Origin of the sequence: Vreelandella populi (assembly GCF_003989825.1) — a bacterium.
Classification (GTDB): Bacteria; Pseudomonadota; Gammaproteobacteria; order Pseudomonadales; family Halomonadaceae; genus Vreelandella; species Vreelandella populi.
On record NZ_RZHE01000008.1, the window covers coordinates 161,870 to 188,788 of the forward strand.

22 protein-coding genes and 1 tRNA gene are annotated in these 26,919 nt (G+C 53.6%); 11 read left to right on the top strand and 12 right to left on the bottom strand.

Annotated features, from left to right (window positions below):
- Nucleotides 1–41 precede the first annotated feature (41 nt).
- Nucleotides 42–1,952: a DUF294 nucleotidyltransferase-like domain-containing protein gene (locus ELY25_RS10315; protein WP_126951202.1), complete on the top strand. Its 1,911-nt coding sequence runs from the start codon at nucleotides 42–44 to the stop codon at nucleotides 1,950–1,952.
- Between the two features lies 1 nt (nucleotide 1,953).
- Complete coding sequence (locus tag ELY25_RS10320) at nucleotides 1,954–2,679, top strand: 3'-5' exonuclease (RefSeq protein ID WP_126951203.1); 726 nt, start codon at nucleotides 1,954–1,956, stop codon at nucleotides 2,677–2,679.
- Nucleotides 2,680–2,744: 65 nt separating this feature from the next.
- Here the strand turns inward: ELY25_RS10320 and ELY25_RS10325 are convergent, their stop codons facing one another.
- The 4 genes from ELY25_RS10325 to ELY25_RS10340 form a co-directional block, all read right to left on the bottom strand.
- A complete protein-coding gene (locus ELY25_RS10325; protein ID WP_126951204.1) occupies nucleotides 2,745–4,385 on the bottom strand; it encodes a BCCT family transporter in 1,641 nt (546 codons plus the stop codon).
- A 175-nt stretch (nucleotides 4,386–4,560) separates the two neighbouring features.
- Nucleotides 4,561–5,433 carry a glycine betaine ABC transporter substrate-binding protein gene (locus ELY25_RS10330; protein ID WP_126951205.1) on the bottom strand — a complete coding sequence of 291 codons (873 nt, stop codon included), beginning with the start codon at nucleotides 5,431–5,433 and terminating at the stop codon, nucleotides 4,561–4,563.
- Nucleotides 5,434–5,581: 148 nt separating this feature from the next.
- The gene (locus ELY25_RS10335) at nucleotides 5,582–6,412 is read right to left on the bottom strand and encodes an ABC transporter permease (RefSeq protein ID WP_126951206.1); all 831 of its coding nucleotides are present in this window, start codon (nucleotides 6,410–6,412) and stop codon (nucleotides 5,582–5,584) included.
- Nucleotides 6,412–7,614 carry a quaternary amine ABC transporter ATP-binding protein gene (locus ELY25_RS10340; protein WP_126951207.1) on the bottom strand — a complete coding sequence of 401 codons (1,203 nt, stop codon included), beginning with the start codon at nucleotides 7,612–7,614 and terminating at the stop codon, nucleotides 6,412–6,414. The genes ELY25_RS10335 and ELY25_RS10340 overlap by 1 nt, the downstream gene beginning before the upstream one ends.
- A 362-nt stretch (nucleotides 7,615–7,976) precedes the next feature.
- Between ELY25_RS10340 and ELY25_RS10345 the strand changes: the two genes are divergently transcribed.
- Together ELY25_RS10345 and ELY25_RS10350 are read left to right on the top strand one after the other, a co-directional pair.
- On the top strand, nucleotides 7,977–8,366 hold the full coding sequence (locus tag ELY25_RS10345; RefSeq protein ID WP_126951208.1) for an LptM family lipoprotein: 390 nt from the start codon (nucleotides 7,977–7,979) through the stop codon (nucleotides 8,364–8,366).
- Nucleotides 8,367–8,584: 218 nt separating this feature from the next.
- On the top strand, nucleotides 8,585–8,785 hold the full coding sequence (locus ELY25_RS10350; RefSeq protein ID WP_126951209.1) for a hypothetical protein: 201 nt from the start codon (nucleotides 8,585–8,587) through the stop codon (nucleotides 8,783–8,785).
- A gap of 82 nt (nucleotides 8,786–8,867) precedes the next feature.
- On the opposite strand, the gene ELY25_RS10355 is transcribed toward ELY25_RS10350, so the two are convergent.
- From ELY25_RS10355 to ELY25_RS10375, 5 genes are all read right to left on the bottom strand, one after another.
- On the bottom strand, nucleotides 8,868–10,268 hold the full coding sequence (locus ELY25_RS10355) for a sigma-54-dependent transcriptional regulator (RefSeq protein ID WP_126951210.1): 1,401 nt from the start codon (nucleotides 10,266–10,268) through the stop codon (nucleotides 8,868–8,870).
- 11 nt (nucleotides 10,269–10,279) lie between these two features.
- Nucleotides 10,280–11,725: a sensor histidine kinase gene (locus ELY25_RS10360; RefSeq protein ID WP_126951211.1), complete on the bottom strand. Its 1,446-nt coding sequence runs from the start codon at nucleotides 11,723–11,725 to the stop codon at nucleotides 10,280–10,282.
- 58 nt (nucleotides 11,726–11,783) lie between these two features.
- Nucleotides 11,784–12,959 carry a PQQ-dependent sugar dehydrogenase gene (locus ELY25_RS10365; RefSeq protein WP_126951212.1) on the bottom strand — a complete coding sequence of 392 codons (1,176 nt, stop codon included), beginning with the start codon at nucleotides 12,957–12,959 and terminating at the stop codon, nucleotides 11,784–11,786.
- Nucleotides 12,960–13,056: 97 nt separating this feature from the next.
- A complete protein-coding gene (locus ELY25_RS10370) occupies nucleotides 13,057–13,932 on the bottom strand; it encodes an AEC family transporter (RefSeq protein WP_126951213.1) in 876 nt (291 codons plus the stop codon).
- Between the two features lie 35 nt (nucleotides 13,933–13,967).
- Nucleotides 13,968–14,915, bottom strand: a complete 948-nt coding sequence (locus ELY25_RS10375; protein ID WP_126951214.1) for a LysR family transcriptional regulator — start codon at nucleotides 14,913–14,915, stop codon at nucleotides 13,968–13,970.
- A gap of 183 nt (nucleotides 14,916–15,098) precedes the next feature.
- Between ELY25_RS10375 and ELY25_RS10380 the strand changes: the two genes are divergently transcribed.
- Complete coding sequence (locus ELY25_RS10380; RefSeq protein WP_126951215.1) at nucleotides 15,099–17,057, top strand: ligand-gated channel protein; 1,959 nt, start codon at nucleotides 15,099–15,101, stop codon at nucleotides 17,055–17,057.
- Nucleotides 17,058–17,215: 158 nt separating this feature from the next.
- Here ELY25_RS10380 and ELY25_RS10385 read toward each other — a convergent pair whose 3' ends face one another.
- The gene (locus ELY25_RS10385; RefSeq protein WP_126951216.1) at nucleotides 17,216–19,426 is read right to left on the bottom strand and encodes a TonB-dependent receptor domain-containing protein; all 2,211 of its coding nucleotides are present in this window, start codon (nucleotides 19,424–19,426) and stop codon (nucleotides 17,216–17,218) included.
- Between the two features lie 253 nt (nucleotides 19,427–19,679).
- Here ELY25_RS10385 and ELY25_RS10390 point away from each other — a divergent pair, with 253 nt between their 5' ends.
- From ELY25_RS10390 to ELY25_RS10405, 4 genes are all read left to right on the top strand, one after another.
- Complete coding sequence (locus ELY25_RS10390) at nucleotides 19,680–20,603, top strand: ABC transporter substrate-binding protein (protein ID WP_126951217.1); 924 nt, start codon at nucleotides 19,680–19,682, stop codon at nucleotides 20,601–20,603.
- Nucleotides 20,600–21,613, top strand: coding sequence for a FecCD family ABC transporter permease (locus tag ELY25_RS10395; RefSeq protein WP_126951218.1), 1,014 nt, complete (start codon nucleotides 20,600–20,602; stop codon nucleotides 21,611–21,613). The genes ELY25_RS10390 and ELY25_RS10395 overlap by 4 nt, the downstream gene beginning before the upstream one ends.
- Before the next feature lie 80 nt (nucleotides 21,614–21,693).
- Entirely contained in the window at nucleotides 21,694–22,770 is a 1,077-nt protein-coding gene (locus ELY25_RS10400; RefSeq protein WP_422822378.1) for a FecCD family ABC transporter permease, read from the top strand.
- A complete protein-coding gene (locus ELY25_RS10405; RefSeq protein ID WP_126951220.1) occupies nucleotides 22,767–23,576 on the top strand; it encodes an ABC transporter ATP-binding protein in 810 nt (269 codons plus the stop codon). The genes ELY25_RS10400 and ELY25_RS10405 overlap by 4 nt, the downstream gene beginning before the upstream one ends.
- Nucleotides 23,577–23,612: 36 nt before the next feature.
- Here the strand turns inward: ELY25_RS10405 and ELY25_RS10410 are convergent, their stop codons facing one another.
- The gene (locus ELY25_RS10410; RefSeq protein ID WP_236995697.1) at nucleotides 23,613–24,188 is read right to left on the bottom strand and encodes a hypothetical protein; all 576 of its coding nucleotides are present in this window, start codon (nucleotides 24,186–24,188) and stop codon (nucleotides 23,613–23,615) included.
- A 129-nt stretch (nucleotides 24,189–24,317) separates the two neighbouring features.
- Between ELY25_RS10410 and ELY25_RS10415 the strand changes: the two genes are divergently transcribed.
- A tRNA-Ile gene (locus ELY25_RS10415) sits at nucleotides 24,318–24,394 on the top strand.
- Nucleotides 24,395–24,495: 101 nt separating this feature from the next.
- On the opposite strand, the gene nadS is transcribed toward ELY25_RS10415, so the two are convergent.
- Complete coding sequence (gene nadS, locus ELY25_RS10420; protein WP_236995698.1) at nucleotides 24,496–24,684, bottom strand: NadS family protein; 189 nt, start codon at nucleotides 24,682–24,684, stop codon at nucleotides 24,496–24,498.
- A 185-nt stretch (nucleotides 24,685–24,869) separates the two neighbouring features.
- Here nadS and ELY25_RS10425 point away from each other — a divergent pair, with 185 nt between their 5' ends.
- Complete coding sequence (locus tag ELY25_RS10425; protein ID WP_126951222.1) at nucleotides 24,870–26,855, top strand: methyl-accepting chemotaxis protein; 1,986 nt, start codon at nucleotides 24,870–24,872, stop codon at nucleotides 26,853–26,855.
- Nucleotides 26,856–26,919 lie beyond the last annotated feature (64 nt).

Consider the following 26,919-nt stretch of genomic DNA (forward strand, 5'->3'; position numbering starts at 1 on the left):
AAACTATCTTTTTGCCTGCCGGATATGTCTTAGGAGAATACATGGACATTGAGCTACTCGAAATTCGCCAATTCATGGGCCAGTTTCCGCCCTTTGATGGGCTCTCCGATGAGCTGCTTGATGTCATAGCTGAGCGAGTAGAGGTCAGCTATTTCAAGACCGGCAGCGATATTCTGGTGCTCAACGATATTCTAAACGAGCTATGTTTTATAAGAAGCGGAGCCGTTGAAGTCTATCGTCGACAGGGCGAGCTCTATAACCGCCTGGGTGAAGGGGATATCTTTGGCCACTTCAGCTTATTGCGTAATCATAAGGTGCGCTTTCCGGCTCAGGCGATTGAAGACACGCTCATCTACTTCATCCCCAACGATGTCTTTCAGCGTCTTTGTGAAGAAGATGACGATTTTGCAGACTTTGTAGAGCTTGAACGGCCACGCCTTGAAACAGTTGCCGAACAGCAGAAAAAGTCCAATGACATGATGGTGACGCGTATCCGCAAGCTGGTAACGCGTTATCCGGTTATGGTCGAGGCCAGCACCACTCTACAGCAGGTGGCGAATCAAATCAGCGAGGCGCAGGCATCGGCGGCTATCGTGATCAAGGAGTGCTCGGGAAATCCCCGCTATAGCTTCCAGGACAGCGAAGGTCAGAAATGGCGCATGGAGGGGATTTTTACCGATAGCGATTTTCGGACCCGCGTAGTGGCAGAGGGGCTTTCGCCTCAGGCTGCGATTGGCGATGTCGCATCGTCTCATCTGATTACCATTCAGTCAGATGCCTCAGTCTATGAGGCAATGCTTACCATGCTGCGCAATAACGTGCATCACTTGCCCGTCATCTACCGTCAGCGCCCGGTTGGAGTGGTGCATCTTTCCGATATCATTCGTTATGAAACCCACAGCGGACTCTATCTAGTCAGCAATATTTTTAATCAATCCAGTGCCCAGGGTCTTGCCCGATTGGCGCCTGACGTACGTGCTGCCTTTGTCAGAATGGTGCAGGAAGGGGCTAATTCACAAATGGTCGGCAGTGCGCTTTCAACCATCGGGCGCAGTTTTACCCGTCGCTTGCTGGAACTCGCCGAGGCGGAGCTTGGCCCCCCGCCAGTGCCTTACTGCTTTATGGTTAATGGCTCGATGGCACGTAATGAGCAAAGCATTGTGACCGACCAGGATAATGCGCTCGTTCTGTCTGACGATTTTGTACCCAAAGAGCATGACGATTACTTTTATGCGCTGGCCAAGTTTGTCAGCGACGGCCTGGATGCTTGCGGCTATACCTACTGCAAGGGCGATATCATGGCCACCAATACTCAATGGCGTCAGCCACTGAGCGTCTGGAAAGACTATTTTGAAGACTGGATTTCTAACCCCACGCCTAAAAAGCTACTGCAAAGTTCGATCTTCTTTGACCTGGACAGCATCTATGGCGAGGATCATTTCGTTGAAACCCTGCAGGATCTCGTCGCTAAAAGAGCCGCAGAATCCCCGCTGTTTCTAGCGGCCATGGCGCGCAATGCGCTCAATCGTACCCCACCGCTTGGGTTTTTCCGCACCTTTGTGATGGAAAAAGACGGCAAGCATAATAATTCGATTAACTTGAAGCGGCGGGGTACTGCGCCCATGGTGGATTTGATCCGCATCCATGCGCTGGCCTGTGGTTCAAAAGCCCAGAATACGTTTCAGCGGTTAAACGATATAAGCCAGACGCAGCTATTGGCGACCGGGGTTAGCGATAAGCTGAGCTATGCCTTTGAGTTTTTATGTATGTCACGGATACGCCACCAAATGATAGATATTCAGGAAGAGCGGGTGCCGGATAATAATATCGAGCCTGAAAACGTGGAGGATAGCGAACGGCATACGCTGAAAGATGCCTTTCAGGTGCTCAGCAATGCTCAGAAGTTTTTAAAATTCCGTTACCCCATGCCCGCGCAGCGGCCGAGGCAGTAATATGCTAGGTATTCGTCCACGTCAGCGCGTCACCCAGTCCGACTGGGCCAACTACATGGCACAGCGCGGGCAGCAGGCAAAAGATGATGCTATCAAGCGGTTTTTCTCAACGCCGCTGCCTGCAAGCGATACGCCTATTTCCGATGTGCCCATGGTTGCGCTCGATATGGAAACTACCGGTTTGGATGAAGATCGCCATGCCATTGTCAGTATCGGGGTCGTGCCGTTTACGCTTGATCGCATAAAGCTTGCCGAAAGACGTTACTGGGTCGTCAACCCCACAAGGCCGTTGGCGGAAGCGTCAATCGCTTTTCATCACATCACTCATTCTGAAGTAGCCGAAGCGCCCGACCTGGATATTGTTTTGGATGAGCTGCTGGAAATGTTGGCAGGTCACCTGGTAGTCGTTCACTTTCGTAATATCGAGCGGCCTTTTCTTGATACCGCGATCAAGGCACGGCGTGGCGAAGGAGTGATGTTTCCCATGATTGATACGATGTCGCTTGAGGCAAGGCTGCATCGCCAGACGCTGTGGGCCCGCTTTCGCCGTTGGCTAGGGCGGCCGCCTGTCTCGATACGTTTAAACGCCAGTCGCGAACGCTATGGCCTGCCTAACTATCAGGGGCATCATGCGCTTATTGATGCGCTGGCAACGGCAGAGCTTCTGCAGGCGCAAATTGCCAACCATTACCGGCCCGATACGCCTTTAAAAGATCTGTGGTGTTAACCTATAGCTACAAAAAAACGGGCAGCCAATTGGCTGCCCGTTGATTAAGTGCAAGCTGACAAGGATTATGCGGACCTTGGCTCGCTCATCAAGCCTTTAACAATCGCATAGCAGGCGACCAGCAGAATGATGGTGAATGGGAACCCGGTGGAAACCGCCATGGTTTGTAAGGCTGTCAACCCGCCACCCAGCAATAGCGCAATGGCAATGGCGCCTTCAATAATCGCCCAGAAAACACGCTGTGGCGTTGGTGCATCCACTTTGCCGCCCGCCGTGATTGAGTCAATCACGAGAGAGCCTGAATCGGATGAGGTCACAAAGAAGATAATTACCAGCAGAATCGCGATGAAAGAAGTGATTTGTGACAGCGGTAACTGCTCCAGCATGATGAACAGCTGCAGGTCGACGCCCGCATCGCGCACAGCGCTAATGCCTTGGCTCACATATTGATCAATTGCCGTGCCGCCAAAGGTGGTCATCCAGAGAACCGATACCACTGACGGTATAATAAGTACGGAAATCAAAAACTCTCGAACCGTGCGGCCACGTGATACGCGGGCGATAAACATGCCGACGTACGGTGACCAGGAGATCCACCATGCCCAGTAGAAGGCGGTCCAACCTTGGCTGAAGTTAGCATCTTCTCGGCCAAACGGGTTTGAAAGCGCGGTGAAATTAGCCGCATAGCTCCACAGGTTTTCAAAGAAACCCGTCGCAATGAACAGGGTCGGGCCTACTGCAATCACAAAGAACAGCAGTAACGCCGCCATGGCGATGTTGATTTTGGAGAGCAGCTGTACGCCCTTATCGACGCCGGCAACGATGGATGCGATAGCTACTAGTGTAATACCGACGATCAACAGGATCATCGTGATGTCGCCTTCAGGCGCGCCAAACAGATAGGTTAGGCCTGCAGCCGCCTGGCTAGCGCCTAGCCCCAATGAAGTGGCCAAACCAAATAGCGAAGCAAATACCGCCAGAATATCAATTACGTGGCCTGGCCACCCCCAAACGCGCTCGCCCAGAATAGGGTAGAACACCGAACGCATGGAAAGCGGTAAACCCTTGTTGAACGAGAACAGGGCCAGCGAAAGTGCCACAATTGCGTAAATCGCCCAAGGGTGAAGGCCCCAATGGTAAATAGTCGCTGCCATGGCAAGCGACGTGGCTGCTGCAGCATTCCCCTCAGCGCCTCCCAGTGGTGCCCAACTGTCACCATCAAGCGAGGTTCCGAAGTGGGTGAGTGGCTCATTCACGCCAAAGAACATCAAGCCAATGCCCATGCCCGCGGCAAACAGCATCGAGAACCAACCCATATAGGTATAGTCGGGTTTGGCGTCAGCCCCGCCAAGACGTATTTTACCCAGCGGGGAAAAAATTAAGCCAATACATAAAATAACGAATATGTTGGCAGCAGTAATAAAGAACCAGGACAGATTGCCGGTCAAGAAGCTGAAAATAGCATCATATATCGGCGCAATAGTGTCTTGCAGCGCCAGCGTTAACACTACAAATATCAGTACAACAACCGCCGAGATGCTGAATACCTTGCCATGCAGGTCAAGGTCAAAGCCCATTCTATTGGTCGTAATATTATCTTGGCCGATAACGTAATCGGTATCGATCAGGTTCGCTGCCCCCTCAGGAGCAGGAATGCCCTCTGAGCCCGGTTCATCCGGGGAATGATTAGGTTCTTGCTTATCCACGAGTGCCTCTCCGTTTTGATTAGAAAACACGCGCGTATGCGTCGTGTAGCTTTGATTAACTATATATTAACAAACATTGTATTGATGTTTTTTTGATCGTATTTTTTGTATAACTTTTTTTAAGCAAACGTGCCGGCTACAGCGTTTACTGCAACCGGCACACGATAGATAGCGGTTAGCTATCTAGCCACTGCTCTACAATATCCTGATTATCTTCTACCCATTGCTTGGCGTTATCGTAAGGATCACTGCCTTCTTCCTGATTCATCAGCATGACTTCGCCCATTTGCTCAGGGGTCCATTCAAAGGCATCAAGAATCGCATACGCTTCCGGCATATCGTCTTCGAAACCGCTACGTACCACAGTATGGATCTGTTCGGCACCACCGAACACGTTCTCAGGATCATCCAGATATTTAAGATCCCAGCGGGCGAACATCCAATGGGGTGTCCAACTGGTGACCACAATATCTTCTTCGTTATTAATAGCATTGCTAAGTGCGGCTACCATGGTGGCGTCACTGCCGCTACGTAAGCGAAGATCAAGATCATAGGTATCCACGACTTCTTCGGCCAGCCCCATCAGGCCTGCACCGGGGTCAATACCGATGATCTCGCTATTGAACGAATCGGCGTTATCGTTAAGCTCGGCGATCGAGTCAACGTCTGTGTAAGAGGGTACAACAAGGCCAAGCTTTGTGCCGTCCAGGTTGGGGCCTAAGTCCTCAACCTTGTCGCCAATACGTTGCATGTATTCAGCATGGGTTGTGGGTAACCATGCCGCCACGATGGCATCGGCGTCGCCTGTTGAGAGTGCCTGGAACATGGCAGCCGCCGAAAGAGATGTCATTTCAACGTCAAAGCCAGCCTGCTCAAGTACCGCAGCAATAACGTTGGTAGAGGCCACTTCTGATGACCACTCGACATACGCTAGGTTAACCGTACCCTGATCCTGTGCCTGAGTAGTTCCACTGATGGCTAAACCAGACCCTGCAATGAGTACTGCCGAGGCCAGCCGTATACGACGATTCAACATATGCGTTTTCATTCACTTGCTCCCTTTTGTCATTATCGCCTTGATAAAAATTGTATTAGGCGATTTCAGCATGGTCGTGAAAATCAATCCCATCAAGTCAAGCAGGCTGATAGTGCGCTTAACTCGACGTGCATGGTGCTCTCTAAAGGCTGTGGTCAGCCTATTTGGATGTTTTGCGAACTGACTGGGTCAAACGATCCAGCAGCATGGCCAGAATAACGACCGCAATACCTGCCTCAAAACCGTCGCCGGGGCGAAGACGCTGGATGGCACGCCATACTTCGCTGCCTAAACCATCCGCGCCGATCATGGCAGCAATAACCACCATGGAGAGGGCCAGCATGATGGTCTGGTTGATACCTGCCATTACCGTCGGTAGCGAAAGCGGCAACTGCACTTTAAACAGCTTCTGACTACGGGTCGCGCCGTAAGAGTCGGCGGCCTCAATCAGCTCAACAGGCACCTGGCGAATACCCAGCGTTGTGAAGCGGATGGCGGGCGGCATGGAGAATATTACCGTGGCAAAAATGGCCGATACCGAGCCAATACCAAAAAACGGGATGGCGGGTATTAGATAAACGAACGCGGGCATGGTCTGCATAAAATCGAGGGCCGGCATGATCACGCGGTAAAGCCGTTCTGACAGCGCGGCTGCAATGCCAACAGGAAGCGCGATAATGACCGCTACCAGCGTTGCAATGACCACCAGGGTCAAGGTCTCGATCATCGGGTTCCAAAGACCCAGGTTCCAGATTAATGCCAGGCCTGCCGCGCCACCAATGGCAAGCCGGGGGCCGGAAAGTTTCCAGCAAAGAAGGGCGATAATGGCCAAAAGCGCCCATTCCGGCAGCCACATCAAGCCATCGTTCAAGCTGTTGATACCGGTTTGGGTAAAGCGCGAAATACCCCGAGTAACAACCGAGTACTCACTTGTTAACCAGTTAAGGCCGGTTTCGATCCAACTGCCCAGAGGAAGACGAGGGATTTCCATTACTGCTCTCCTGCTTTGGCCAGTTCATCCAGTACGGCGCCTTTCACCACAACGCCCTGCAGCCGATGCTGTTCGTCTATAACGGCAATGGGAAAGCTCTTTTCACTAAACATGGTAAACAGATGATGCAAGGGCTCATCAGGTGGCACTTTGCAAAAGTCCTGGGTCAGGTAGCCGGAAATGCTTTCAGCACCTTCCTGAATGGCAGTGTTAGCGGCTTCCGCCTCAAGCAGGCCAAGTAATTGACGGTCACGGTCAGTCACGTAGATGGAATCAAGCGCATGCTCGCGCATGCGATGCAGCGCAGTACGCGGGCCGTCGCTATCTCGCGCCGTGGTGCGCAGTGGGCGCATGGCGCTTGCGGCGGTTAACACGCGTGAGCGGTCTACGCCTTCGATAAAACGGCGCACGTAGTCATTGGCAGGTTGAGTGAGAATTTCTTCTGGGGTACCTATTTGGACCACTTCGCCATCTTTAAGCAGCACGATGCGGTCACCGATATTAAGTGCTTCGTCTAAGTCGTGGGTGATAAAGACGGTCGTTTTCTGCATTCTGGTTTGAAGCTGCAAAAGTTCCTGCTGCATATCCTTACGAATCAAAGGATCAAGCGCCGAAAAGGCTTCGTCCATCAACAGTACGCTGGCATCGTTGGCAAGTGCTCGCGCCAACCCAACGCGTTGCTGCATACCACCAGAGAGCTGATTAGGGTAAGCATCCTCCCAACCTTCCAGACCTACCTGTTTAAGAGCGGTATGGGCGATCTGCTTGCGCTCTGCCTTGGCAATACCTCGAATCTCCAGGCCAAACTCGGCGTTTTGCTGCACCGTGCGGTGGGGGAAGAGCGCAAAATTTTGAAATACCATGGAAAAATGCCGACGGCGACATGCTAATAAAGCCTTTTCGCCTAGCGTAGGAATATTCTCCCCATCAATGATGATTTCGCCTTCCGTGGTATCAATCAGGCGGTTGAGGCAACGAATCAGGGTAGATTTGCCCGAGCCCGAAAGCCCCATGATGACCAGTAGCTCACCTTCATAAACATCGAAGGAAATATTGGAAAGACCCAACGTCTGACCTGTTTTTTCCAGAATATCAGAGCGCTTTAATCCCTGGTCGCGTAGCGCCAAGGCTTTTTTCGGCTGTTTGCCAAATACCTTACTCAAGCCGCGTACTTTAATTTTAACAGGACGCTGGTCAACCATTGGCTATGCCTTTTATTAGTAGTAGGCACTTTGTGTGACCGCTTTTCATTACTCAATGCCTGCTATAAAAAGCAGCCACACAAAGTACTCATAAATAAAAAATAGTTTTTTAATAGTTAATTATTAGAAAATATTATACATAAATGCATTGGTTGTGTCACAACGCCTCTTTCAACGCTGCCAACAAATGCCACATGTGCCATTTTTTACCCGGGCTACGGTCTTGGTCAGTATTTTATTTTTTTAATAGGTAACTGTTTTTAAAGTGCTTTATTGATTAATTTCAAGAATTGGTGTGATGCATGCAGAGTATAGGATAGCAGTTCAGGATATTTGCACAGGACGCCATGGAGGTAGAATTTATGGACAAGCATGTAAACGTAAAAATGAAACGCCCGCGTATACTTTCACTGTGCATGGCAGCTACGGCTGCAAGTGTTCTTCTCCTTGCAGGCTGTGGTGACAATGGCGAAGAAGAAATGCCGCCTGCGCAGCAGCCTGAATCTATGGACCAAGGTGCAGTTTCGCCACTCGAGACAGATGACACAGTCACTCAGGAACCTGCCGGTAATTCCCCTACAGGCCAAGCAGGCTCAACAGCTGATGATGCACCCGTTCCGCAAGAGTCTATGCAGCCTGAGGACGAAGCTCGTGAGAACCCAGTAAATGAAGAGCCCGGATTTGGAGAGGGTACGGACCCGATGCCAGGCGCCAATGAAGAAAATGATGACGAGCTAACTAGCGGCCAGTAACCGTTCAACGATCCCTACGATGATAAGCCGCTTCAGCTGTTCGTTCCCTGCGGCTGCTCCACACGGTTTATCATCCTTCCCCCCGCGCTTGCGGGGGTTTTTTTATCTTTGATTCCTTATTTGCCTAATATCGGTCAGCGCCTTGCAACACCAGGGGGCTTGGCTATGTTGATAAGGGTGAATACTCATATCCACTATGATAAGCAAAGGAGAGCGGCATGGTGATACTGAATAAATATCGCATCAAGGCACTATTACTGGCCTTCATCTGTGCCTTCAGTACGGTTTTATTGGTAGGCTGCGGAGAAGATAATCCCCCGAATGAAAATGCTCAACCTGAGCCTGAAGAGCCGCTAAACCAGGGGCCGATGGCAAATGACGATAACAATGGTATACCGCCAACAGAAGATGGCACCTGATCCATTAAGTAAAAAAGGTCCATTAAGTGAAAAAGGCCAGATGAGCGATTGCTGATCTGGCCTTTTAAATGGGTTGGTTCACTTACTCATCGCTGTCTTCAAGCCGACGATAGAGCGTTCTTCGCGCTATTCCCAGCAGCTCCGCTGTACGGCGCTTATTTCCACCTGTAGCTTCAAGTACTTTACGAATATAGCGCTTTTCCACCTCTTCAAGGCTTGGCCAGCGGGTAGGAGCAGGCGCAGGTAGCTGGGTGCCGGGTAGTATTTCACCATTCAAGGTTGGCGTAATTTCAACGCCAGCGTCTTGCGGTGAGTGTTCCCGCAGCCGCTCGGGCAAGTCCTGGTACTGTAAAATACCCTCTTCGCTCAGCGTTACCGCGCGCATGATGGCATTTTCCAGCTCGCGCACGTTGCCGGGGTAGGAGTAGTGAAGCAGGCTGTTGAGTGCATCGGGCTCGATCTGCTCAATCTGCTTATTCTGCGCCTCTGAGTGTTTATCAATCAGGGCAAAAATCAGATGCTCGATATCGCTGCCTCGTTCGCGCAAAGGCGGAATTCGAAGCGAGAAGGTTTCCAGACGGTAGAACAGGTCGCTACGAAAGCTTTCCTGTTCGATCTCTTTGTCCAGGTTGCGGTGGGTTGCGGCAATAATACGCACATCGACGGTTTCTTCACGCTCGCCGCCTACCGGACGCACGGTCTTTTCCTGAAGCGCCCGCAGCAGTTTAGCCTGCAGGTTAATCGGCATTTCACCAATTTCATCCAGAAACAGGCTGCCACCTTGAGCTGTCTGAAAAAGACCCTTACGCGCTTCGTTGGCTCCGGTAAACGCGCCTTTCACGTGGCCAAAAAATTCGCTTTCCATAAGGTCAGCGGGGATACTGGCACAGTTGACGGGCACAAAAGGAGCGTCATGGCGCGGACTTTCCTGATGTATTGCGCGGGCCAGAAGCTCCTTGCCGGTGCCGCTTTCCCCCAGAATAAGAATGGGTGCATTGCTTTTAGCCAGACGGGAGGCGTCATGAAATAGCGACTGCATGGCATCACTTTTACCCACGATGCCATGAAAGTGGCTAAGCTCCGTATCGTGTGAAAGCGATAGGCGCTGGCGTTCCAGTACCCGAAAGACCGCTTCACGAATGGCGTCCAGATCAAGCGGTTTGGTTAGGAAGTCATTAGCACCCAGCTTGAGCGCTTCAACCGCCTGATCGATAGTACCAAAGGCTGTAATAACAATGATTCCAAGCTCGCTGCCACTTTGACGAACCTGTTGTAAAAGCTGAATACCAGTCATCCCTGGCAAGCGTACATCGGTAATCATCATCGCCACAGGCGTATGACTTAGCAGAGCGATCGCCTCCTCAGCACTGGGCACGCCAAGTGTCTGATAGCCCGCATCGTTCAACTCTTCTTCTAAAAGCTCTCGTATAGCGGGGTCGTCTTCCACAATCAGCAAAGGTAAAGGGTGTTCCTGATGGGTCACAAATGTTGTCCTCAAGCGGATGCGGTTTCACTAAGGGGAAGCGTGATTTCGAATCCAGCGCCGCCAAGAGCGCTGTTAAACACGCCAATCGTACCGCCGTGGTCATTGATAATACGGTGAACCATGGAGAGTCCCAGGCCGCTGCCTTGACCCACCGGCTTGGTAGTGAAAAAGGGGTCAAAAACATGCTGATGATTGTCGACAGGAATACCTGGCCCGTTATCTTCTACATAAAGCGTCAATTCATGGTTATTTGTCCGAGCGCACACGCGAACGTGGCTTACATCAGGTGCTTGAGCGGCGTTACGCAACAAGTTGGTAAGCACCTGAACAATTTGCTGTCCATTGGCCAATAAATGGGGGGTAGGGGAGGGAAGATCAATATCCAGTCGAATATTTCGTGGCTCCAGCTCCTCTTCTACCAAGTCACTAGCACTTTGGATCAGTTGGTCTAATGCCAGTTCGCCCTTTTCGACATTGTGCTGACGACCTAATTCCATCAGCTGGCGGACGATTTCTACAATACGCTCCACTTCACCGCGAATACGCCCAAGCTTTGCTCGTTCATCGTCGCCTATGACATTGCGTCGCGCCAGCCTCTGGGCCTGGCCATTGATGACCGTCAGCGGGGCGCCAATTTCATGGGCGACTCCGGCGGCCAGAACGCCTAGCTCAGCCAGTTTTTTAGACTTGCGCAGGCGTTTTTCCAATTCCATCTCGCGGTTTTGACGCGCCTCGATATCGCGATCTTTTTCCGCCATGGCATCCAGCATGCCATTCAGACCTGAGGCAAGCCGGCGGTACTCGGCAGGGCCTTCTATGGTAGCACGCTGGCTTCGGTCGCCATCTTCAACCAGCAGCATAACGTGCAGCAAGCGGTTAAGCGGGCGCTCTATGAAACGTCTGAACCCCCACCAGATGCTGAACACAATGCCAGCAGCACCAATGACAAACACAAGCACGGCCACCACACTGATAAAACCGGTGTAATTTTCGATGCCAGTATTCAGCCGGTTAACCTGAAGCACGCCATGCACGGTACCGTCTTGCGTGCGCAGTGGGGTAATAGCGGAGTAGTAGGTCCAGCCTTCATGCTGGCGGTAGTTGCTATAAAGGTCATCACGCTCAATCACCTGGCGTATCTCCTCGGCAGTAAAGAGATCCTTGCCAAGGCCTAGCCCATACACCTCACGCCCTTGCAGGTCGAACACGTAAGCGCCGTAAATGCGATGAAACGAAAACGCCGACTGAAGAGCTTCTTCAAGCGGGGTAGGGCTGTCCCGGGCGACGGCATAGCTCAATGAAGTGCTGAGCGCCCGGGTGATAATTTCAACTTCGGTCTGTAATTTGGAACGGACATTGTCTTCCAGCGACTTGATCGCCACAAGGCTGAACACCACCAAGACAACAAACAGCGGTACGATGACGGTTAGGATAATTAAATTACGAAGTCGCATGCTGCATCCATGGTGGTGTTAAGCATTTCATCATTGAAAGGCGCCATTATTAAACATGTTAAGGTTGTGCTGCAGGGAGCAAGCGGTAGAGGCTGCCTTGGCTATCGTCGGTTAGCAAGTAAATAGCCCCGTCTGGTCCTTGGCGAACATCGCGGATGCGTCCTATCTGCCCTTCAAGAAGGCGTTCGCTTTCCGTTACTTGGTCGCCATCAAGCGTTAAGCGCAGCAGCATTTCACTGCTCAGCCCGCCTGCCAGCAAGTTGCCTTCCCAGGCGTCAAAGATGCCTCCACTGACTTCTGCCAGCCCTGAGGGGGCAAAGCGAATTTCAAAGTCATGATGGGGGTCGACCATGTCTGGCAACGAGTTTTCGCCCATGGGCTCGTTGGTAGCGTAATCGTTGCCCAGAGTGACGTCGGGCCAGCCATAGTTATTGCCGGGTTCAAGCAGGTTAAGTTCATCGCCCGTTAGTGGCCCGTGCTCCGAGGCCCAGACATCACCGTTATGCCGTACCACCAGGCCCTGAATATTACGGTTGCCCAGCGTGTATATTTCATCAAGCGTGCTGGCATCATCGACAAAAGGGTTATCGTCGGGCACGCCGCCGGTTTCAGTCAAACGCACGGTGGAGCCCGCGTGGTCATCGCTGGCCTGCGCCCTTGATGGGTCAGAGCCTCGATCACCGATGCTCATCAACAGCGTGCCATCGGTTAGCCAGGCAATGCGTGAGCCGTAATGGCGGCCGGGGCCAGAGGCGCGATCCTGTTCAAACAAGTGCTCTACATCGCCAAGTGCGTCACCTTGCCATTTCACCCGGGAAAGCGCGCTGCGGCTGCCATTATCGTCTGGCTTGCTCCAAGTGAAGTAGATCCAGTCGTGCTCGCCGTTACCGTTTCCAAAATCAGGATGCAGCACAATGTCCAGCAGGCCTCCTTGACCGTGATGATTCACACGGGGCACACCCTCCAGTACCTGTGATTGGCCATCTTCTTCAACCAGATTCAATTGGCCATTGCGCTCGCTGACCAGGTAGCGGCCATCCGGTAAAAACGCCACTGCCCACGGGTGCTCAAAACCCTCTGCTACACGCTCAAGGGTAACATCGATATGCTCGGTTTTGATCACATCGCCCACTGCCTCAGCCAGGGCGCTGCCTGCATTTACCGCAAGGCATAGCGCAGTGAACCCGGGCGTTAGCCAGCGAAACGTCATGTAAGCCTTGCTTGTATTATGCATAAAGAGCCCTTTTTGAGGTGAGGTAACCGCAAGGTAAGTGCTGAATTTCCCAGTCTAGCAGTGACTCTTCGCCTTTGGGCAGGGTTCCCCTTTAACGTTACATGAGTAGCGCCAAAAGAAGCGGGAGGTAAAACAGGGCTAACAGCGTCGAGCAAAATACCAGGCTTGCCACGTAGGCTGGTTCACGCTGTGCCCGCTGGGCAAACAGGTAGTTGAACACCGCTACCGGCATGCACATCTGAAGTACCAGAATACTTTGCGCGAGCGGCGGAAGCCCAAGCCACCCAGCAATCAGCCAGGCGGCGCCAGCTGCCAAGGGAATGCGCACCAGGCTAAACCCTAATCCTGAACGTAGGTTTTTTACCTGAATGCTTGCAAGGGAAACGCCAAGTGTAATCAGCATCAACGGCACGGTAAAACCGGACATGAGGCCCACGGTATTGGCAAGCCAAGGCGGTAGTGACGTATTGGTCAGCAGCAGCACCATGGAAATCAGTATGGCGTAAACCGTAGGCGTTTTGACGAGGGTTTTAAGCGGGTTGCCACGGCTGTTGAGGGCGGCTCCCAAGGTGAACTGAAACAGCGACACGGTAATCATCGCCGTAATGCCATAAGCAAAGCCAGCGCTACCAAATGCATAAAGTACGACGGGGAGCCCCATATTGCCGGTATTGGGATACATCATGGGCGCCAATAGAACCCGCCAATCCCGATTCAGCAGTTTGGCAACGCCAAAGGTTGCTACCCCCATCGTGATGATCACCAGTGCGGTGGCAAGCATGGTGCGGCCAAAGGTATTGGCATCGATATCCGCACCGGCTAATGAAGCGAGCACAAGCGAAGGAGTACCGATATTGAAAACCAGACGGGTAACAAAATCGACAGGGTATGGATGCCCTAGACGGATCCATAAAAAACCGAGCCCCGCGCCAGCAAGTACGGGGGCCATCACGGCGAATAGTTCGGCAAGCATTGATAGTCCTTGGCAGCAAGGGCTGGCTATTGTCGTTAATTCGCCACCTTACTGGCAAGTGAATGACCTAAATAGTTAGCGTGCTGGTTTTTCCATTCGTCTGGAATGCTGTTACGCAAAAAATCAAGCAGGGCATGCACACGGCGCGGCTGGTGCCCATAAGCGTATAGCAGCGTAATGGGCATCGCCGCGGGTGACCACTCGGGGAGGCAGGCGATCAGGTCGCCTGGGTGGTGATGCTCGCGCTGCTCTACCAGCCAGTGGGATAGCACGCCAATGCCCTGACCCCGCGCGATAGCGTCCATGTGCAACATGGCCAGGTCAACACGCAAACGTGAACGGGGCGGATGAAAGACAAAGCTTTCCTTGTCAGCATGGTGAAGGGGCAGACCTCCTTGAGTGGTGCCAAGAAGATCCACCCAATCATGCTGGCATAGCTCATCAGGATGTTGGGGTAATGAAGCCCCATCACGGTAAGTCGGGCTGGTATATAGGCCTCGATGGAGTTCCCCTACCGGCTCCTGATGAAGGCCACACTCGCCTAACTCTCCAAGCCAGACGTGTACACAGTGGCTATCCGGCGATGTAGGTAGCGCATCTAACGTTTGCAGCGTTAACTCAATATGCGAATAACGTTGTATGAAAGCATTGATGACCTCGCTTGCCCACCCTCTAGTCAGCGACGTATGCACCTTGAGCGTCAACTGCCCACTGATTTCCTCCTTGAGTTCAGCCAGCGCCTCCTGGCTATTGGCTGCCAACGCTAAAAGCTCTTGACAGTAGGTATGAAAAAGCAGGCCGGCTTCCGTGGGAATAAGACGATTGGCCTGACGGCGCAGTAACGGCTGATCAAGGCGATTTTCAAGTTGACTGATGCGTCGGCTGAGGGTCGATTTAGCTAAGCCCATGGCTTGCGCACTGCGCGTCAGGCTTCCGGTTGCCATTACATTAGAAAAAGCGTTGAGTTCATCAAAGTCGTACATAAGGAGTCGCCAAGGTCTTTACCAAATTTATTATGCCAGTCAGTGTCATGAATGAAAATAATTAGCATTTGGGTTGCGTGTTGATGAACGTAACGTACCGCCCTTTTTAGGAACGAAGGCGTTAAAATGATAATGCTAATAATTATCATTTTTTATTAATGGTTTTTCAATAAAGGAAGTGAAATGCCTGGCCTATTCAACCGAACATTATTTGCAACCGCTATTACCTCCATGTCCGCTGGCTCTGCCATGGCCCAGCAGTCTGAAGCCCTGAATAATATGGTCGTGACTGCCGCTGGGTTCGAGCAGCAAGTAGCTAACGCTCCTGCCTCGATTAGCGTGCTATCTCGCGAGCAGCTGGAGCGCGGACACTATCAAAATGTCACCGATGCGTTGCGCGATGTGCCCGGCGTTATTATAACCGGGGGTGGAGCAGGTGATAATGGAAGCGATATCTCGATTCGCGGCATGCCGTCGCAATACACGCTTATCCTGGTAGATGGCCGACCACAGAATTCCCGTGAGTCTCGCCCCAATGGTTCGGCCGGTTTCGAGCAGGATTGGCTACCACCATTACAAGCTATCGAGCGAATTGAGGTTGTGCGTGGACCTATGTCAACGCTCTACGGCTCGGATGCTATTGGCGGGGTTATCAATGTGATCACACGTAAAGTGGCAGACGAGTGGCACGGTAATGTGCAGCTTGATACTGTTTTGCAGGAAAACAGTGACTCGGGGGATAGCCGTCAAGCAAATTTTTATTTGAGTGGACCGCTGATAGAAGACCGCTTGGGGCTTCAACTGTATGGCCGTGCCTCTCAACGTGATGAAGATGACATCCTCAATGGCTACGAAGATAAAAGCCTGCAAAGCCTGACGGCGCGGCTAAGTTTGGCGGCCAATGACAATCATGATTTTACTTTTGAAGCCGGTATTACCGAGCAGGAGCGACGTTCACTAGTCGGGCGCTCGGCTCCCGCAGAGGACTGCCGGGGTGGGTGTACCGATAATATCGGCGAATATACTAATCAGCATGTGGCTGTGACGCATAGCGGCCGCTTTGATTGGGGGACCAGCGAAACCTTCATCCAGCGCGAGCAGAGTGAAAATAAATCACGCGATATTGAGATAACGAACACGACAGCAAAAACCAGCGTCATCATTCCGCTAGGTATGCATATGCTAACGGTAGGGGCGAACTATGAAGAGGAGTCCCTTGAAGATAGCACAACCAATCAGATTTCTGATCGCTCAAGGATTGAGGGCAGTCAGTGGGCGCTCTTCGTAGAAGATGAATGGATGCTAACGGATGCTTGGGCGTTGACCGGCGGTCTGCGCATGGATGACGATGAAAAGTACGGCAGCCATATTAGCCCACGCCTTTATAGTGTATGGAACATGACACCTGACTGGACACTAAAAGGTGGCGTCTCAACCGGTTTTCGGTCACCCAATTTACGTGAGATCACTCCGAATTGGGGGCAGGTCAGCCGCGGCGGCGATGTTTACGGAAATCCTGACTTAAAACCTGAGACATCGCTTAATAAAGAAATCGCGCTGCTGTATGCCAATCAAGCGGGCTTGAGCGGCAGCCTAACACTCTTCCATAACGATTTTGACGATAAGATTACTCGTATTGCCTGCCCTGAAGGTGTCTGCGCCGATGAGCCTAACCAGTTTGGCAGTAACCATACTTACCGGGTTAACGTTGATGAAGCCATTACCCGAGGGGTAGAAGCCAGTTTTGCAGCGCCGCTTAACAATGCACTTGAACTAATCGCCAGCTATACCTTTACCGACTCCGAACAGAAAAGCGGCGATTACGCGGGCGAGCCGCTCACGCAGCTGCCTCGCCATCAGGTATCGACCTCACTGGACTGGCAAGTGGACAGCAAACTCAGTCAATGGACCAAGGTCACGTACCGGGGCAAAGAGAGCCAACCAACCACGGGGCCCTCTCAAGGTTCGACTGTAGCACCATCTTATACCTTTGTTGATACAGGTCTTAGTTACCAGATTAATGGCAACACAACAGTCAGTGCCGGTATTTATAACCTGTTTGATGAGCGTATAACGTATGAGGAGTATGGCTACGTTGATGATGGCCGACGCCTTTGGCTAGGGCTTAATGTCTCTTTCTAACCACGTATAGCGTATATAAAAGTAGAAGCGGCTATCAGCAGATAGCCGCTTTTTTTATAAGGCATGCTAAAAAAAGCCCCGGCACTGGACCGGGGCATTAAGTCAGTATTGAAACAGTAGCTGGAACGTTGCGAGCTTCTGGAACGAACTATCTTCGCTTAGAAGTCATACGTTGCCGAGACCCAGAAACTGCGGCCATCCAGCGCAACGCCGTCAGTGGAGCGGAACGTCTCGGTGTAGTGGTAGGCAACGTAAGTATCGCTGTCGTATTGATAGGTGTCGTAGGTGGAGAAGTCCTTATCAAAGAGATTATAAATGGTGCCAGCCAAACGAACGTTGTCAGAAACCTGGTAGGAGCTGCGTAGATTAAACAGCGTGTAACCTTTCAGGGTATTGCCCAGTTGATCGACCAGAGCGGCTGACGATCCGGTTACACCGCTGCTAAAGCGCTCACGCGAAGAGTAGTACTCGCCTTCCAGAGCGGTGGACCAGCGGTCGTTGATCGCCCAGTTAAGATCGGCAGTCAGCTTGTGCTTGGGCGCGTTGGTGAGTGCTTGGCCTTCATTCTCGCCGGAAGTAACTTCGGTGTCGGTATAGGTATAACCACCGCTGATCGTCCAGGCAGGCGCAATTTGATAGCTGCTGGTCAGTTCAACACCGCGAGTTTCCGCCCGGTCAACATTGACCGACTGACCGAAGCTGTCCTGCTGAGTGAAGTTACCCACGCTCAAGCAGTTAGCGGCATTGGCAAACGGCTGATTACCATTGGAATCGATGAATTGGCAGTTGGGCAGGGCATCGCCATCGGCGATGCGATCACGGAACTGGGTGAAGAAGGCCGTGGCACCTACAGAGAAGCCATCGAGGTTGTTGTAAATAGCGCCCAACTCATAGTTGGTGCTTTTTTCAGGCTTGAGGTCGGGAGAGCCGAGACTGATCTCCTGACCCTGATTGGTGAAGCCATTGATGCCGTCGTGGAGCTGGTTGAGCGTGGGTGTTTTGTAGCCCTGGCTAATGCCGCCTTTCAGTGTCCAGTTATCAGTGGTTTCCCAGACCAGATAGCCACGTGGGCTAAAGTGACCGCCAAAGGCATCATGGTGCTCGTAACGCCCGCCCAGTGTCAGCGCCAGATCATTACGCAGGAACCACTCATCTTCAAGGAACATTGCCCAGCTTGACTGAGTGAATTTCTCGTTACCTGCCGTGCCGTCCTTGAGTTCGGCATCAATGTACTGGCCGCCAACGGTCACCATGTGGTCATCCAGCGGTGCAACAAATTTGCTGTCGACCACGATATCGCGGTTTTCCAGAAGGCGTGATTCGCCTCCCTGAGCGACATAGCCGTAGTCGGGCGCGTTGCCCGCTGGCAGTGTGCGGCCAAGTGATTCGGTAAAGTTGTGAGTAACGCTACTCTCCAGGGTGCCTGCGGCATAGCGGCCGGTGTGTCCTACGGCAATCTGGTCGCGGTTAAAGCGCAGTTCATCTTCATAGCCGAATGTGGCGCCTGGCTGGGGTGTTGCGCAGTCGTTACGGTTTAAGCCATCTAGGCTGCCCAGGCGGCAGTCTGAGTTGTCGTAAACCTGGCGGGAGCGCTCGGCGTCCAGCCACAGTTCGTTGGTATCGTCCGCTATAAGGTTTAAGCGTCCACCAATCGAGTAGATGCGCGCTTCTGAGGGGCGCGGGTCGCGTCCTACGCTGTTTTCTACCATGCGCTCAGAGCTGTCGCGATCATATACCCGACCGCGAAGCTGCAGGCCCAAGGTATCTTCCACAAGCGGGCCGGAAGCATAGAGATTGATCGCTGAATCATTGCCCGCATCGCGATCCTGTTGGAAGGTGTTCTCGACCGTAACAGAGCCTGCCCAGTCGGTGCCGACGCGCCGGGTAATAATATTGATAACGCCGCCCATGGCGTCCGACCCGTAAAGCGTGGACATGGGGCCACGAATAACTTCGATGCGCTCAATGGCCGAGAGCGGCGGCATAAAGCTGGTGGAGGTCTCACCAAAACCGTTGGGCGTGACATCGCCGGAGGTATTCTGGCGGCGACCATCGATCAGAATCAGCGTATAAGCACTCGGCATGCCGCGGATGGAGATATTGTACCCGCCGGTTTTACCGGTGCCGGAACGCACATCAACGCCCGGTACATCGGCAATGGCTTCGGCAATGTTGGAAAACTGCTTTTGCTCTAATTCTTCTCGCGTTACTACAGAGATACTCGCAGGGGCGCTATTTAACGACTGCTCATACCCAGCGGCGGTAACAACCATATTATTAAGCTGAGTATTCTCCTGAGCATTGGCCGCTCCAGCAGCAAGTCCAAGAGCAACGGCGCTGGTTAAAGCGTTGCGAGTAAAACGTGACATTGCGATCCCCTTGTTTATGACTTATCCGCTAATGATATTGATTATCAAATGAGGCAAGAATTCTAAGAAGAAAAGTTCCCATGCGCGAGTTAATATCAAGGAACGTTATGTTGCAATAGAAGCAACGTAAGAGGTGGCTTTATGCGTTGCTATAAATGGAACGAAAAATTCTATGAATTTCTCTGAAATATGGATGCGTTTGATTTTGAGAATCGTTACTATTAAAGAAATAAATTAACAGTAAGGGTTCACAATGCTGCGTACCGTACTGCGCCTTAGCCTGACCGGTGTATTGTTAAGTAGCTTGGCTGCCAATGCGCAAGCGCGGGAGCTGGATACTGCGTTTGGTGAAGTGGACGTGCCTGATGCACCAGAGCGTATCGTCACGCTTTATGAAGGCGCATTGGATGCGTCGGTCGCGGCGGGTGTCACGCCGATTGGGGCGATTGCTACGCGTGGCGGCAATGAGGTGGCGACTTACATCGGTGAGCATATCGATACCAGCCTGCTGGAAATGGTCGGTGTTGCTCGTGAAACCAATATTGAAGCCATCCTTCGCCTGGAGCCGGATCTGATTCTTGCTGCTCCCCAACTCCCCGAAGAGCAGTACCGTCTGCTTTCACGCATTGCCCCCACGGTTGTGCCCAATACCACAGGCTTCTCACAGGAAGGCTGGAAAGACGAGTCACGCCTTTTCGGGAAGGCGCTGGGTAAAGAAGCCGAGATTGTTGAGGCGCTTGAAGCCGTTGAGCAGCGCGCCGCTGAACTTAATGAGCGCCTCAGCGAGGCCGATGTGGGCGGTACCGCTTATATCGTGCGCTGGATGCCGGCAGGCCCGATGGTCATGTCGTCTGAACTGTTCTCGACTGGCGTTCTTGCTTCTACGGGGCTGACAGTTGATGACGAAGGCCTGGTCAAAGAAGGCAGTGCGCATAGCGATATACTGAGCCTTGAGAACCTCTCGCTAATTGATGGCGACTGGCTGTTTCTTGCCACACTTAACGAAGAAGGGCAGCAGGCCCTGGACGCCGCCGAGCAAAGCAGCGCCTTTACCCGCCTGAACGTGGTGCAGCAGGGCCATGTAGTTCCCGTCAATGGGCAAGTTTGGAGCAGTGCATCAGGCCCCTTGGCCGCTCAAGCTATTCTTGACGATATTGAAGAAGCCTTATTGCCGTGAAGGTTGCCTTCATACCGCAGCGTCTTGAACAGCGTACGCTGCTCGTATTACTACTCACCGCCCTTGTGGCGGTGAGTGTCGTTAGTCTACTCGTTGGCGCGGGCTCCGTTTCGCCCTCCCAGGCGTTTTCGATGCTGTTGGGTAGTGAGGACAGCGAGGCGTATTTCGTGGTGTGGGAGCTGCGTGCACCACGTACTCTGATCGGCATCGCCGTGGGTATGGCGCTGGGCGTATCCGGGGCCCTGTTACAAGCGGTGGCGCGCAACCCGCTTGCCGAACCCGGTTTGCTGGGAGTAAGTGCCGGGGCTGCCTTCGCCGTGGCGCTTGCGTTGGTGCTTGGTGCCAGTGCGGCCTCTTTACGTATTTCAGTCGCCCAGGTGGGCGCATTGGTGGGCTGCCTGTGCGTACTGGGCGTTGCCCGCTGGCGTGGAGTGGGCAACGACCCCATACGCTTGGTGCTCGCTGGGGCGGCTTTTTCAGCGCTGTTAGGCGCGATGACCTCCCTGATTCTACTGTTCGACCAGCGCTCCGCTGACGAAGTGCGCTTTTGGGTAATTGGAAGTCTGGCCGGGCGTCGCCTGGAAGACCTATGGGCCGTTTTGCCTTCCATGGCGTTTTGTACCGTGCTTATCGCTCTGATTGCCCGGCCTCTTTCGGCGTTGGCGCTCGGTGAACGCATGGCCTCTGGGCTTGGCCATCACCCCCAGCTTATTCGAGCGTTGGTCGTTCTTTGCGTTGCTCTGTTAGTGGGCGCGGCCACGGCGATTGCCGGGCCGATTATCTTTGTGGGCCTGGTCGTGCCGTTTATTGCCCGCGCCTTTGCCGGGCCGGATATTCGGCGTACCCTGTGGTTCTGTCTACCCATTGGCCCCTTGATTATTCTGGCGGCTGATATCATTTCGCGTGTGGTAGTGTCGCCTTCTGAGCTGCCGCTCGGCGTGCTGACCGCCTTGTGCGGAGCGCCTGTGCTGATTGCTGCCGTTCGCGCCCGCCGGTTACCGATGTTATGAACTTGCCTATGACGCTGCGCTGGTTGAAACCTGAATTCAGAAAACATGGCGCCGCCGCGCTGGTATCCAATGACTCTTCCATGGGAATAGCGCCGTATGATGATGTGCCAGTAAAGCCACCCAGCGGCTACTGGCGGTGGGGGGAGCGCCGAGGGGATGGGATCAGTATCCTGATCGAGCGACGCGCAGTTTGGGTTAATAGTGGACTGATGATAGTGCTGATGCTCGCCTGTATTGCTTACCTCAGCCTGGGTAGCGTCATTCTTGACCCGCGCGATGTCGTTCAGGCGCTGGCCGGGCAGGGCGATATGATGACCGGATTTATGGTGCAAGAGCTACGCCTGCCAAGACTTGTGGCGGCGTGCCTTACCGGCGGAGCATTCGCGCTGGCCGGCATTCTCATGCAAACCCTGGCCCGCAACCGGCTGGCGACACCAGGCATTATCGGGATCGATAATGGCGCTACTGCGTTTGCGGTGGCCTCGGTGGTGGGCATGAGCGTGTCACTGGCGCCTTCGGCGATGGCGTTGACCGGCGCCGTGACTGCCGCCGTGCTGACCTTTGGGCTTGCCGCAGGCAGCGGCACTCAGGGCTATCGTTTTATCGTGGCGGGCATTGGCGTGGGGGCTGTTTTCGGCGCCATTACCCAGCTGCTGTTGGCACGGGTAGCGATTGATACCGCCAATGCCGCTTACCCCTGGACAGTAGGTTCGCTGAATGCCCGCTCCGGTGGCTCGGTTCAACTGCTGGGCATTGGCCTGGCGCTTGGCTTTGTGGTAGCGCTAACCTTGGCGCGCTCATTAACCGTTTTACGGTTTTCAGAAGCCACGGCCAGCGGATTGGGAATCAACACGAGTGCACGGCGCATTCAAATATTGCTGCTCTCAGTGGCTTTAACGGCACTGGCCGTAGCTGTTGCCGGACCTGTGGGCATGGTGGGGCTCATCGGCCCTGAAATTGCGCGGGCGCTGTCTACTCCGCGCCATGTGCCGGTGGTTGCTGCTACGTTGGCAGGCGCGTTAGTAATGGTGCTGTCTGACCTGGTAGGGCGCACACTGCTGGCGCCTATTGAGCTTCCGGTGGGAATTGTCACCGCGATTATTGGTGGCCCCTGGCTTTTATGGATTTTGATGCGCCCGCAACGGAGCCACGCATGAACGATTTTCGAACTCCGCCGACGCTGGCTACCGAGGCGTTGAGTATGGGCTACGGCGCGCGGCGGGTAATTGATGGCCTGGATGTCAGTCTACCAAGTGCCAAGGTAACGGCCATTGTGGGGCCTAATGGCTGTGGCAAGTCAACGCTGCTGTCGGGTCTGGCGCGCTTGCATAAGCCGGATGTCGGTAGCGTGCTTTTAGACGGCAAGGATATTCAGCGCCTGCCGTCGCGCCAGCTTGCCACGCAATTGGCGTTGCTACCCCAGGAGGCGGTCGCGCCAGAAGGCTTGACGGTCACTGAGTTGATCCGCTTTGGTCGTCAGCCGCATCAGGGTTGGCTTCGCCAATGGTCAGCAGAGGACCAGCGCGTTGTGCAGCATGCCCTCCTGGCCGCAGGCCTTGAGGATCTAGCTGATCGGCCCATTGATGCACTTTCCGGCGGGCAGCGCCAACGCGCCTGGATCGCCATGACCATTGCCCAACAAACGCCGCTTCTTCTGCTGGATGAGCCTACCTCCGCGCTGGATTTAGGCCATCAGATCGAAGTGTTCGAGCTGGTCCGCCACCTGGCAGGCCACGGGCGAACCGTGGTGATGGTACTGCACGATTTGGCCAGCGCCTGCCGTTATGCCGATCATTTGATTGCTATGTGCGATGGAAAAATTGTTGCTCAGGGCGCTCCCGACAAGGTAGTGACGCCCGAGCTAGTACGCAAGCTTTACCAAGTGGAGTGCACCCTGCTGACTGACCCGGATACGGGAAGCCCCCTGCTTGCCAATGTTCGCCGGACCCAGCAGCCTGCCTGAGGGGGCAGACTGTGTCTGTAAAGAGTAGGGAAAAGGCTAACGGTTTATCAGCAGGGCATTCAGAGTGACCGGCACGTGTTCATCAATCTGCTGATAACCCAACATCGATAAAATGGTGCGTACCGTGCCATTGGCCATTAACGCGTTGCCATCCAGCGCCAATGGCTCAGCATGCGTTACGCGCACCTGATCGACGCCTTCGCGGGTAAAGCGTAACGGTACCGATTCCTGCTGATTAACCGCATCGGTCTGCACCCGAAACGTCAGCGTTTCCACCAGTGATTCGCCAATATCCAGCGCATCCAGCCGCTCAGGCGGCATCTGTGCCGTCAGAGTGACCAGCGTGGTATTGGTCAGCAGCCCGGCCCAGGGAGGCAGGTCATTAAAGCGCGAAAGCAGATCGGTCTGGCTTAATTTAAGCGGCAAACGCAGCGTGCCATCCGGTGAAATATCACCCTGCAAATTGCGCACCTGATGGTGATGCGCTTGCGGGGTCGCGCCATCTGTCTGGGTAATGGTCGCTTCTACGCGCGACTGGTCAGGATCAAGCTGCCAATCAGCCTGAACGGGTACCGCCAACAGCAATGGAACTAAGGCAATTAAAGCTTTCACAGCGCGTCTCCGCATAAAGAACTCCCTTCAAGACCCGCAAACCTGCAAAAAGTGCCATTCCTGCATGAAGATACGTTCATAAGGGGGTAGCCTCACCCCCGCACATTCGCTATTATATGCACGCTTTTCGGGCCTATAGCTCAGTTGGTTAGAGCAGGGGACTCATAATCCCTTGGTCGTAGGTTCAAGTCCTACTGGGCCCACCATTTCCAAGTTAGCGCGAAGCAAGCTCATTAAAGAATACTGGGTTGTCCTGAATCGTAGCTAACACTTTGGCTGCAAGGCCCGTAGGGTTGCGACGTTTTCCCTAGCTTTTGATGGTATCCACACTGGTTCCCATAGCTTCAGCAAACTCCGCTTGAGAGACATGAAGATTGGCCCGGATGGTCTTCACATCGGCCACCTTATAGCGTGTGATGCGGCTCGCCTGCGCTTTTCCCTGTTTGATCTCAACGGCTTCCTGCACCGATGTTTGCAGTTCGTCAAAAGTACTCATTAGGAAACCTCCCTCTTTCCACTCATCTTCAGCACTGTCTGGGATATGTTGACTACTACAGACTGCCAACAAAATTGGCTCGTCTAAGATTTAAGTCTTGTTTACCTCGGCCGATATCTACGGACGACCATATGGTCAACATCGGCGTGTCCCTTGATGGTACGCCTCAGTCATAAGGAGCCATCTTGAAGAACCTGACGATAGCCCAGAAGCTTCTGTTCTGCATCAGTCTATCCATGCTGCTGATAGTGGGTGGGGCTACAGTCGTCCAGTACCGTCTTTTTAGTGATTTGGTCACTGAACGAGTCACAGCAGAGGAGCTGCCGGCGACGCTGGAAAGCATTCGCAACGATATCGATGCTACGTTGACCGGACCTATCACTACCGCCCAGAGCTTGGCCCATAACCCTTATCTGCATTCCTGGCTTTCCGAGGGAGAAGTGGAGGAGGGGACTTCCAGAGCGGTAAGCTACCTTCAGACCATACAGAATCGCACAGGTGCAAGTAGTGTCTTCTACATTTCTGCGCAAAGCGGCAATTACTACACGGCGAATGGCATCGCACGCTCAATCAGCCGTGAGAAGGACCAGTGGTTCTATGACCTGGTAGACGCTACCGATGGAGATGCCTATCGGTTGGTTATCAATAGTGAGGATGGCCACGTCCAGGTCTTCATCAACCACGTCGTGGAAATCGACGGGCAGCGTCTTGGTGTCGCCGGCGTCGGTTATTCCTTGGATACCATGGCAGAGATGATACGTAACTATCGACTGGGGAAGAGTGGCAGCGTATTCCTGGCCAGCCTGGACGGAACCATTAGGGTTCACCCGGAGGGGGCCGCCCTAGCCGGGGAACCCATTTCGGCCTTGCCCGGGTGGGGGACTATTACAACTGAGCTGCTGGGTGCCGAGGGGTATCGCTATGCCATGGCACGTGATGCCCAGGGAGCCAAGCAACTGGTGGCCGCTATCGAGGTGCCGGGCACGGAGTGGGCAGTGTTTGCCCAGATTCCTCACGCCGAGCTGTTTGCCGATCTCAACCGAGCTGTGCTGCTCGTCGTATTGATCGTGGCACTGATCCTAGTAGCGAGTCTGTCGGTCATCGCCCTGCTGCTTAAGGCCCTGTTTCGGCCGATACGACGCACGGCCCATGCCATGCGGGAAATCGCCGAAGGAGACGGCGACTTGACGCTGCGTTTGCCAATCGATAGCCGTGATGAAATTGGTGAGCTAGCTACCCAATTCAATGCTTTCGTCGCACGTATGCAGGAAACCCTCCGTGAGGTGCGTACTAGCACTACGAGCGTCTACCGCGCTGCGGGTGATATTGCCCAAGGCAGTGAGGAACTGGCCTCACGAACCGATCAGGCAGCAGCCAACCTGCAGGAGACTTCCGCTTCGATGGAAGAGATTACCTCCACTGTCAATCAGAGTGCGGACTCGGCACAGCAGGCCAACCAGCTGGTGCAGTCAACGACAAAAGTTGCTCGTGACGGGGAGGCATCGATGGCTCAGGTGGAACGCACCATGGTCGACATCAGCCAATCAGCGGACAAGATCAGCGACATCATTAGCATGATCGACTCCATCGCTTTCCAAACCAATATTTTGGCTCTGAATGCCTCTGTAGAAGCGGCTCGCGCCGGTGAGCATGGTCGAGGCTTCGCTGTGGTCGCGCAGGAAGTGCGTATCCTGGCCAGCCGTTCAAGCGATGCCTCCAGCGAGATCAGGAGGCTCATCGATACCTCGGCAGCCCATACCCATGCTGGGGCGGACTTGGTCCGAAAGACCGGTGAGACCATGCGCGAGATCGTCGCCAGCGTATCGCGTGTTACCGATGTAATTGGAGAAATCAGTGCAGCTGCCAAGGAGCAAAGTAGCGGCATCGGTCAGGTGAATACCGCAGTCAGCGAGATGGACACCATGACCCAGCAGAATGCCATGATGGTTCAGCAGACCTCATGTGCGGCAGGGGACATGCGGAACCATGCTGAACGTCTGAACGAGCTGATCAGTAGTTTCGTTCTCGGAGGGGAGACGACCCAGAGTCAGTCTCCATCCTCACCCCGCTCATCAGCTAGGCCTGCCATGGCTTCCCAGAGCCTTTCGGGTAGAACAACAGAGGCTCGGAGGAGAACCCAGCCCGAGGGGGAAGCATGGGAATCGTTCTAAGATAGCTTGCTAGTCGAGCCGGGCAGTATCTCTATCGAGCCTTGCCTTATGGTGGACCCATTTA

Coding starts and splice junctions, on each gene's coding strand:
- ELY25_RS10315 (WP_126951202.1), top strand. CDS start 42: ATGGACATTGAGCTACTCGAAATTCGCCAATTCATGGGCCAGTTTCCG.
- ELY25_RS10320 (WP_126951203.1), top strand. CDS start 1,954: ATGCTAGGTATTCGTCCACGTCAGCGCGTCACCCAGTCCGACTGGGCC.
- ELY25_RS10330 (WP_126951205.1), bottom strand. CDS start 5,433: ATGAAAACGCATATGTTGAATCGTCGTATACGGCTGGCCTCGGCAGTA.
- ELY25_RS10335 (WP_126951206.1), bottom strand. CDS start 6,412: ATGGAAATCCCTCGTCTTCCTCTGGGCAGTTGGATCGAAACCGGCCTT.
- ELY25_RS10340 (WP_126951207.1), bottom strand. CDS start 7,614: ATGGTTGACCAGCGTCCTGTTAAAATTAAAGTACGCGGCTTGAGTAAG.
- ELY25_RS10345 (WP_126951208.1), top strand. CDS start 7,977: ATGGACAAGCATGTAAACGTAAAAATGAAACGCCCGCGTATACTTTCA.
- ELY25_RS10350 (WP_126951209.1), top strand. CDS start 8,585: ATGGTGATACTGAATAAATATCGCATCAAGGCACTATTACTGGCCTTC.
- ELY25_RS10360 (WP_126951211.1), bottom strand. CDS start 11,725: ATGCGACTTCGTAATTTAATTATCCTAACCGTCATCGTACCGCTGTTT.
- ELY25_RS10365 (WP_126951212.1), bottom strand. CDS start 12,959: ATGCATAATACAAGCAAGGCTTACATGACGTTTCGCTGGCTAACGCCC.
- ELY25_RS10370 (WP_126951213.1), bottom strand. CDS start 13,932: ATGCTTGCCGAACTATTCGCCGTGATGGCCCCCGTACTTGCTGGCGCG.
- ELY25_RS10375 (WP_126951214.1), bottom strand. CDS start 14,915: ATGTACGACTTTGATGAACTCAACGCTTTTTCTAATGTAATGGCAACC.
- ELY25_RS10380 (WP_126951215.1), top strand. CDS start 15,099: ATGCCTGGCCTATTCAACCGAACATTATTTGCAACCGCTATTACCTCC.
- ELY25_RS10385 (WP_126951216.1), bottom strand. CDS start 19,426: ATGTCACGTTTTACTCGCAACGCTTTAACCAGCGCCGTTGCTCTTGGA.
- ELY25_RS10390 (WP_126951217.1), top strand. CDS start 19,680: ATGCTGCGTACCGTACTGCGCCTTAGCCTGACCGGTGTATTGTTAAGT.
- ELY25_RS10400 (WP_422822378.1), top strand. CDS start 21,694: ATGGGAATAGCGCCGTATGATGATGTGCCAGTAAAGCCACCCAGCGGC.
- ELY25_RS10405 (WP_126951220.1), top strand. CDS start 22,767: ATGAACGATTTTCGAACTCCGCCGACGCTGGCTACCGAGGCGTTGAGT.
- nadS (WP_236995698.1), bottom strand. CDS start 24,684: ATGAGTACTTTTGACGAACTGCAAACATCGGTGCAGGAAGCCGTTGAG.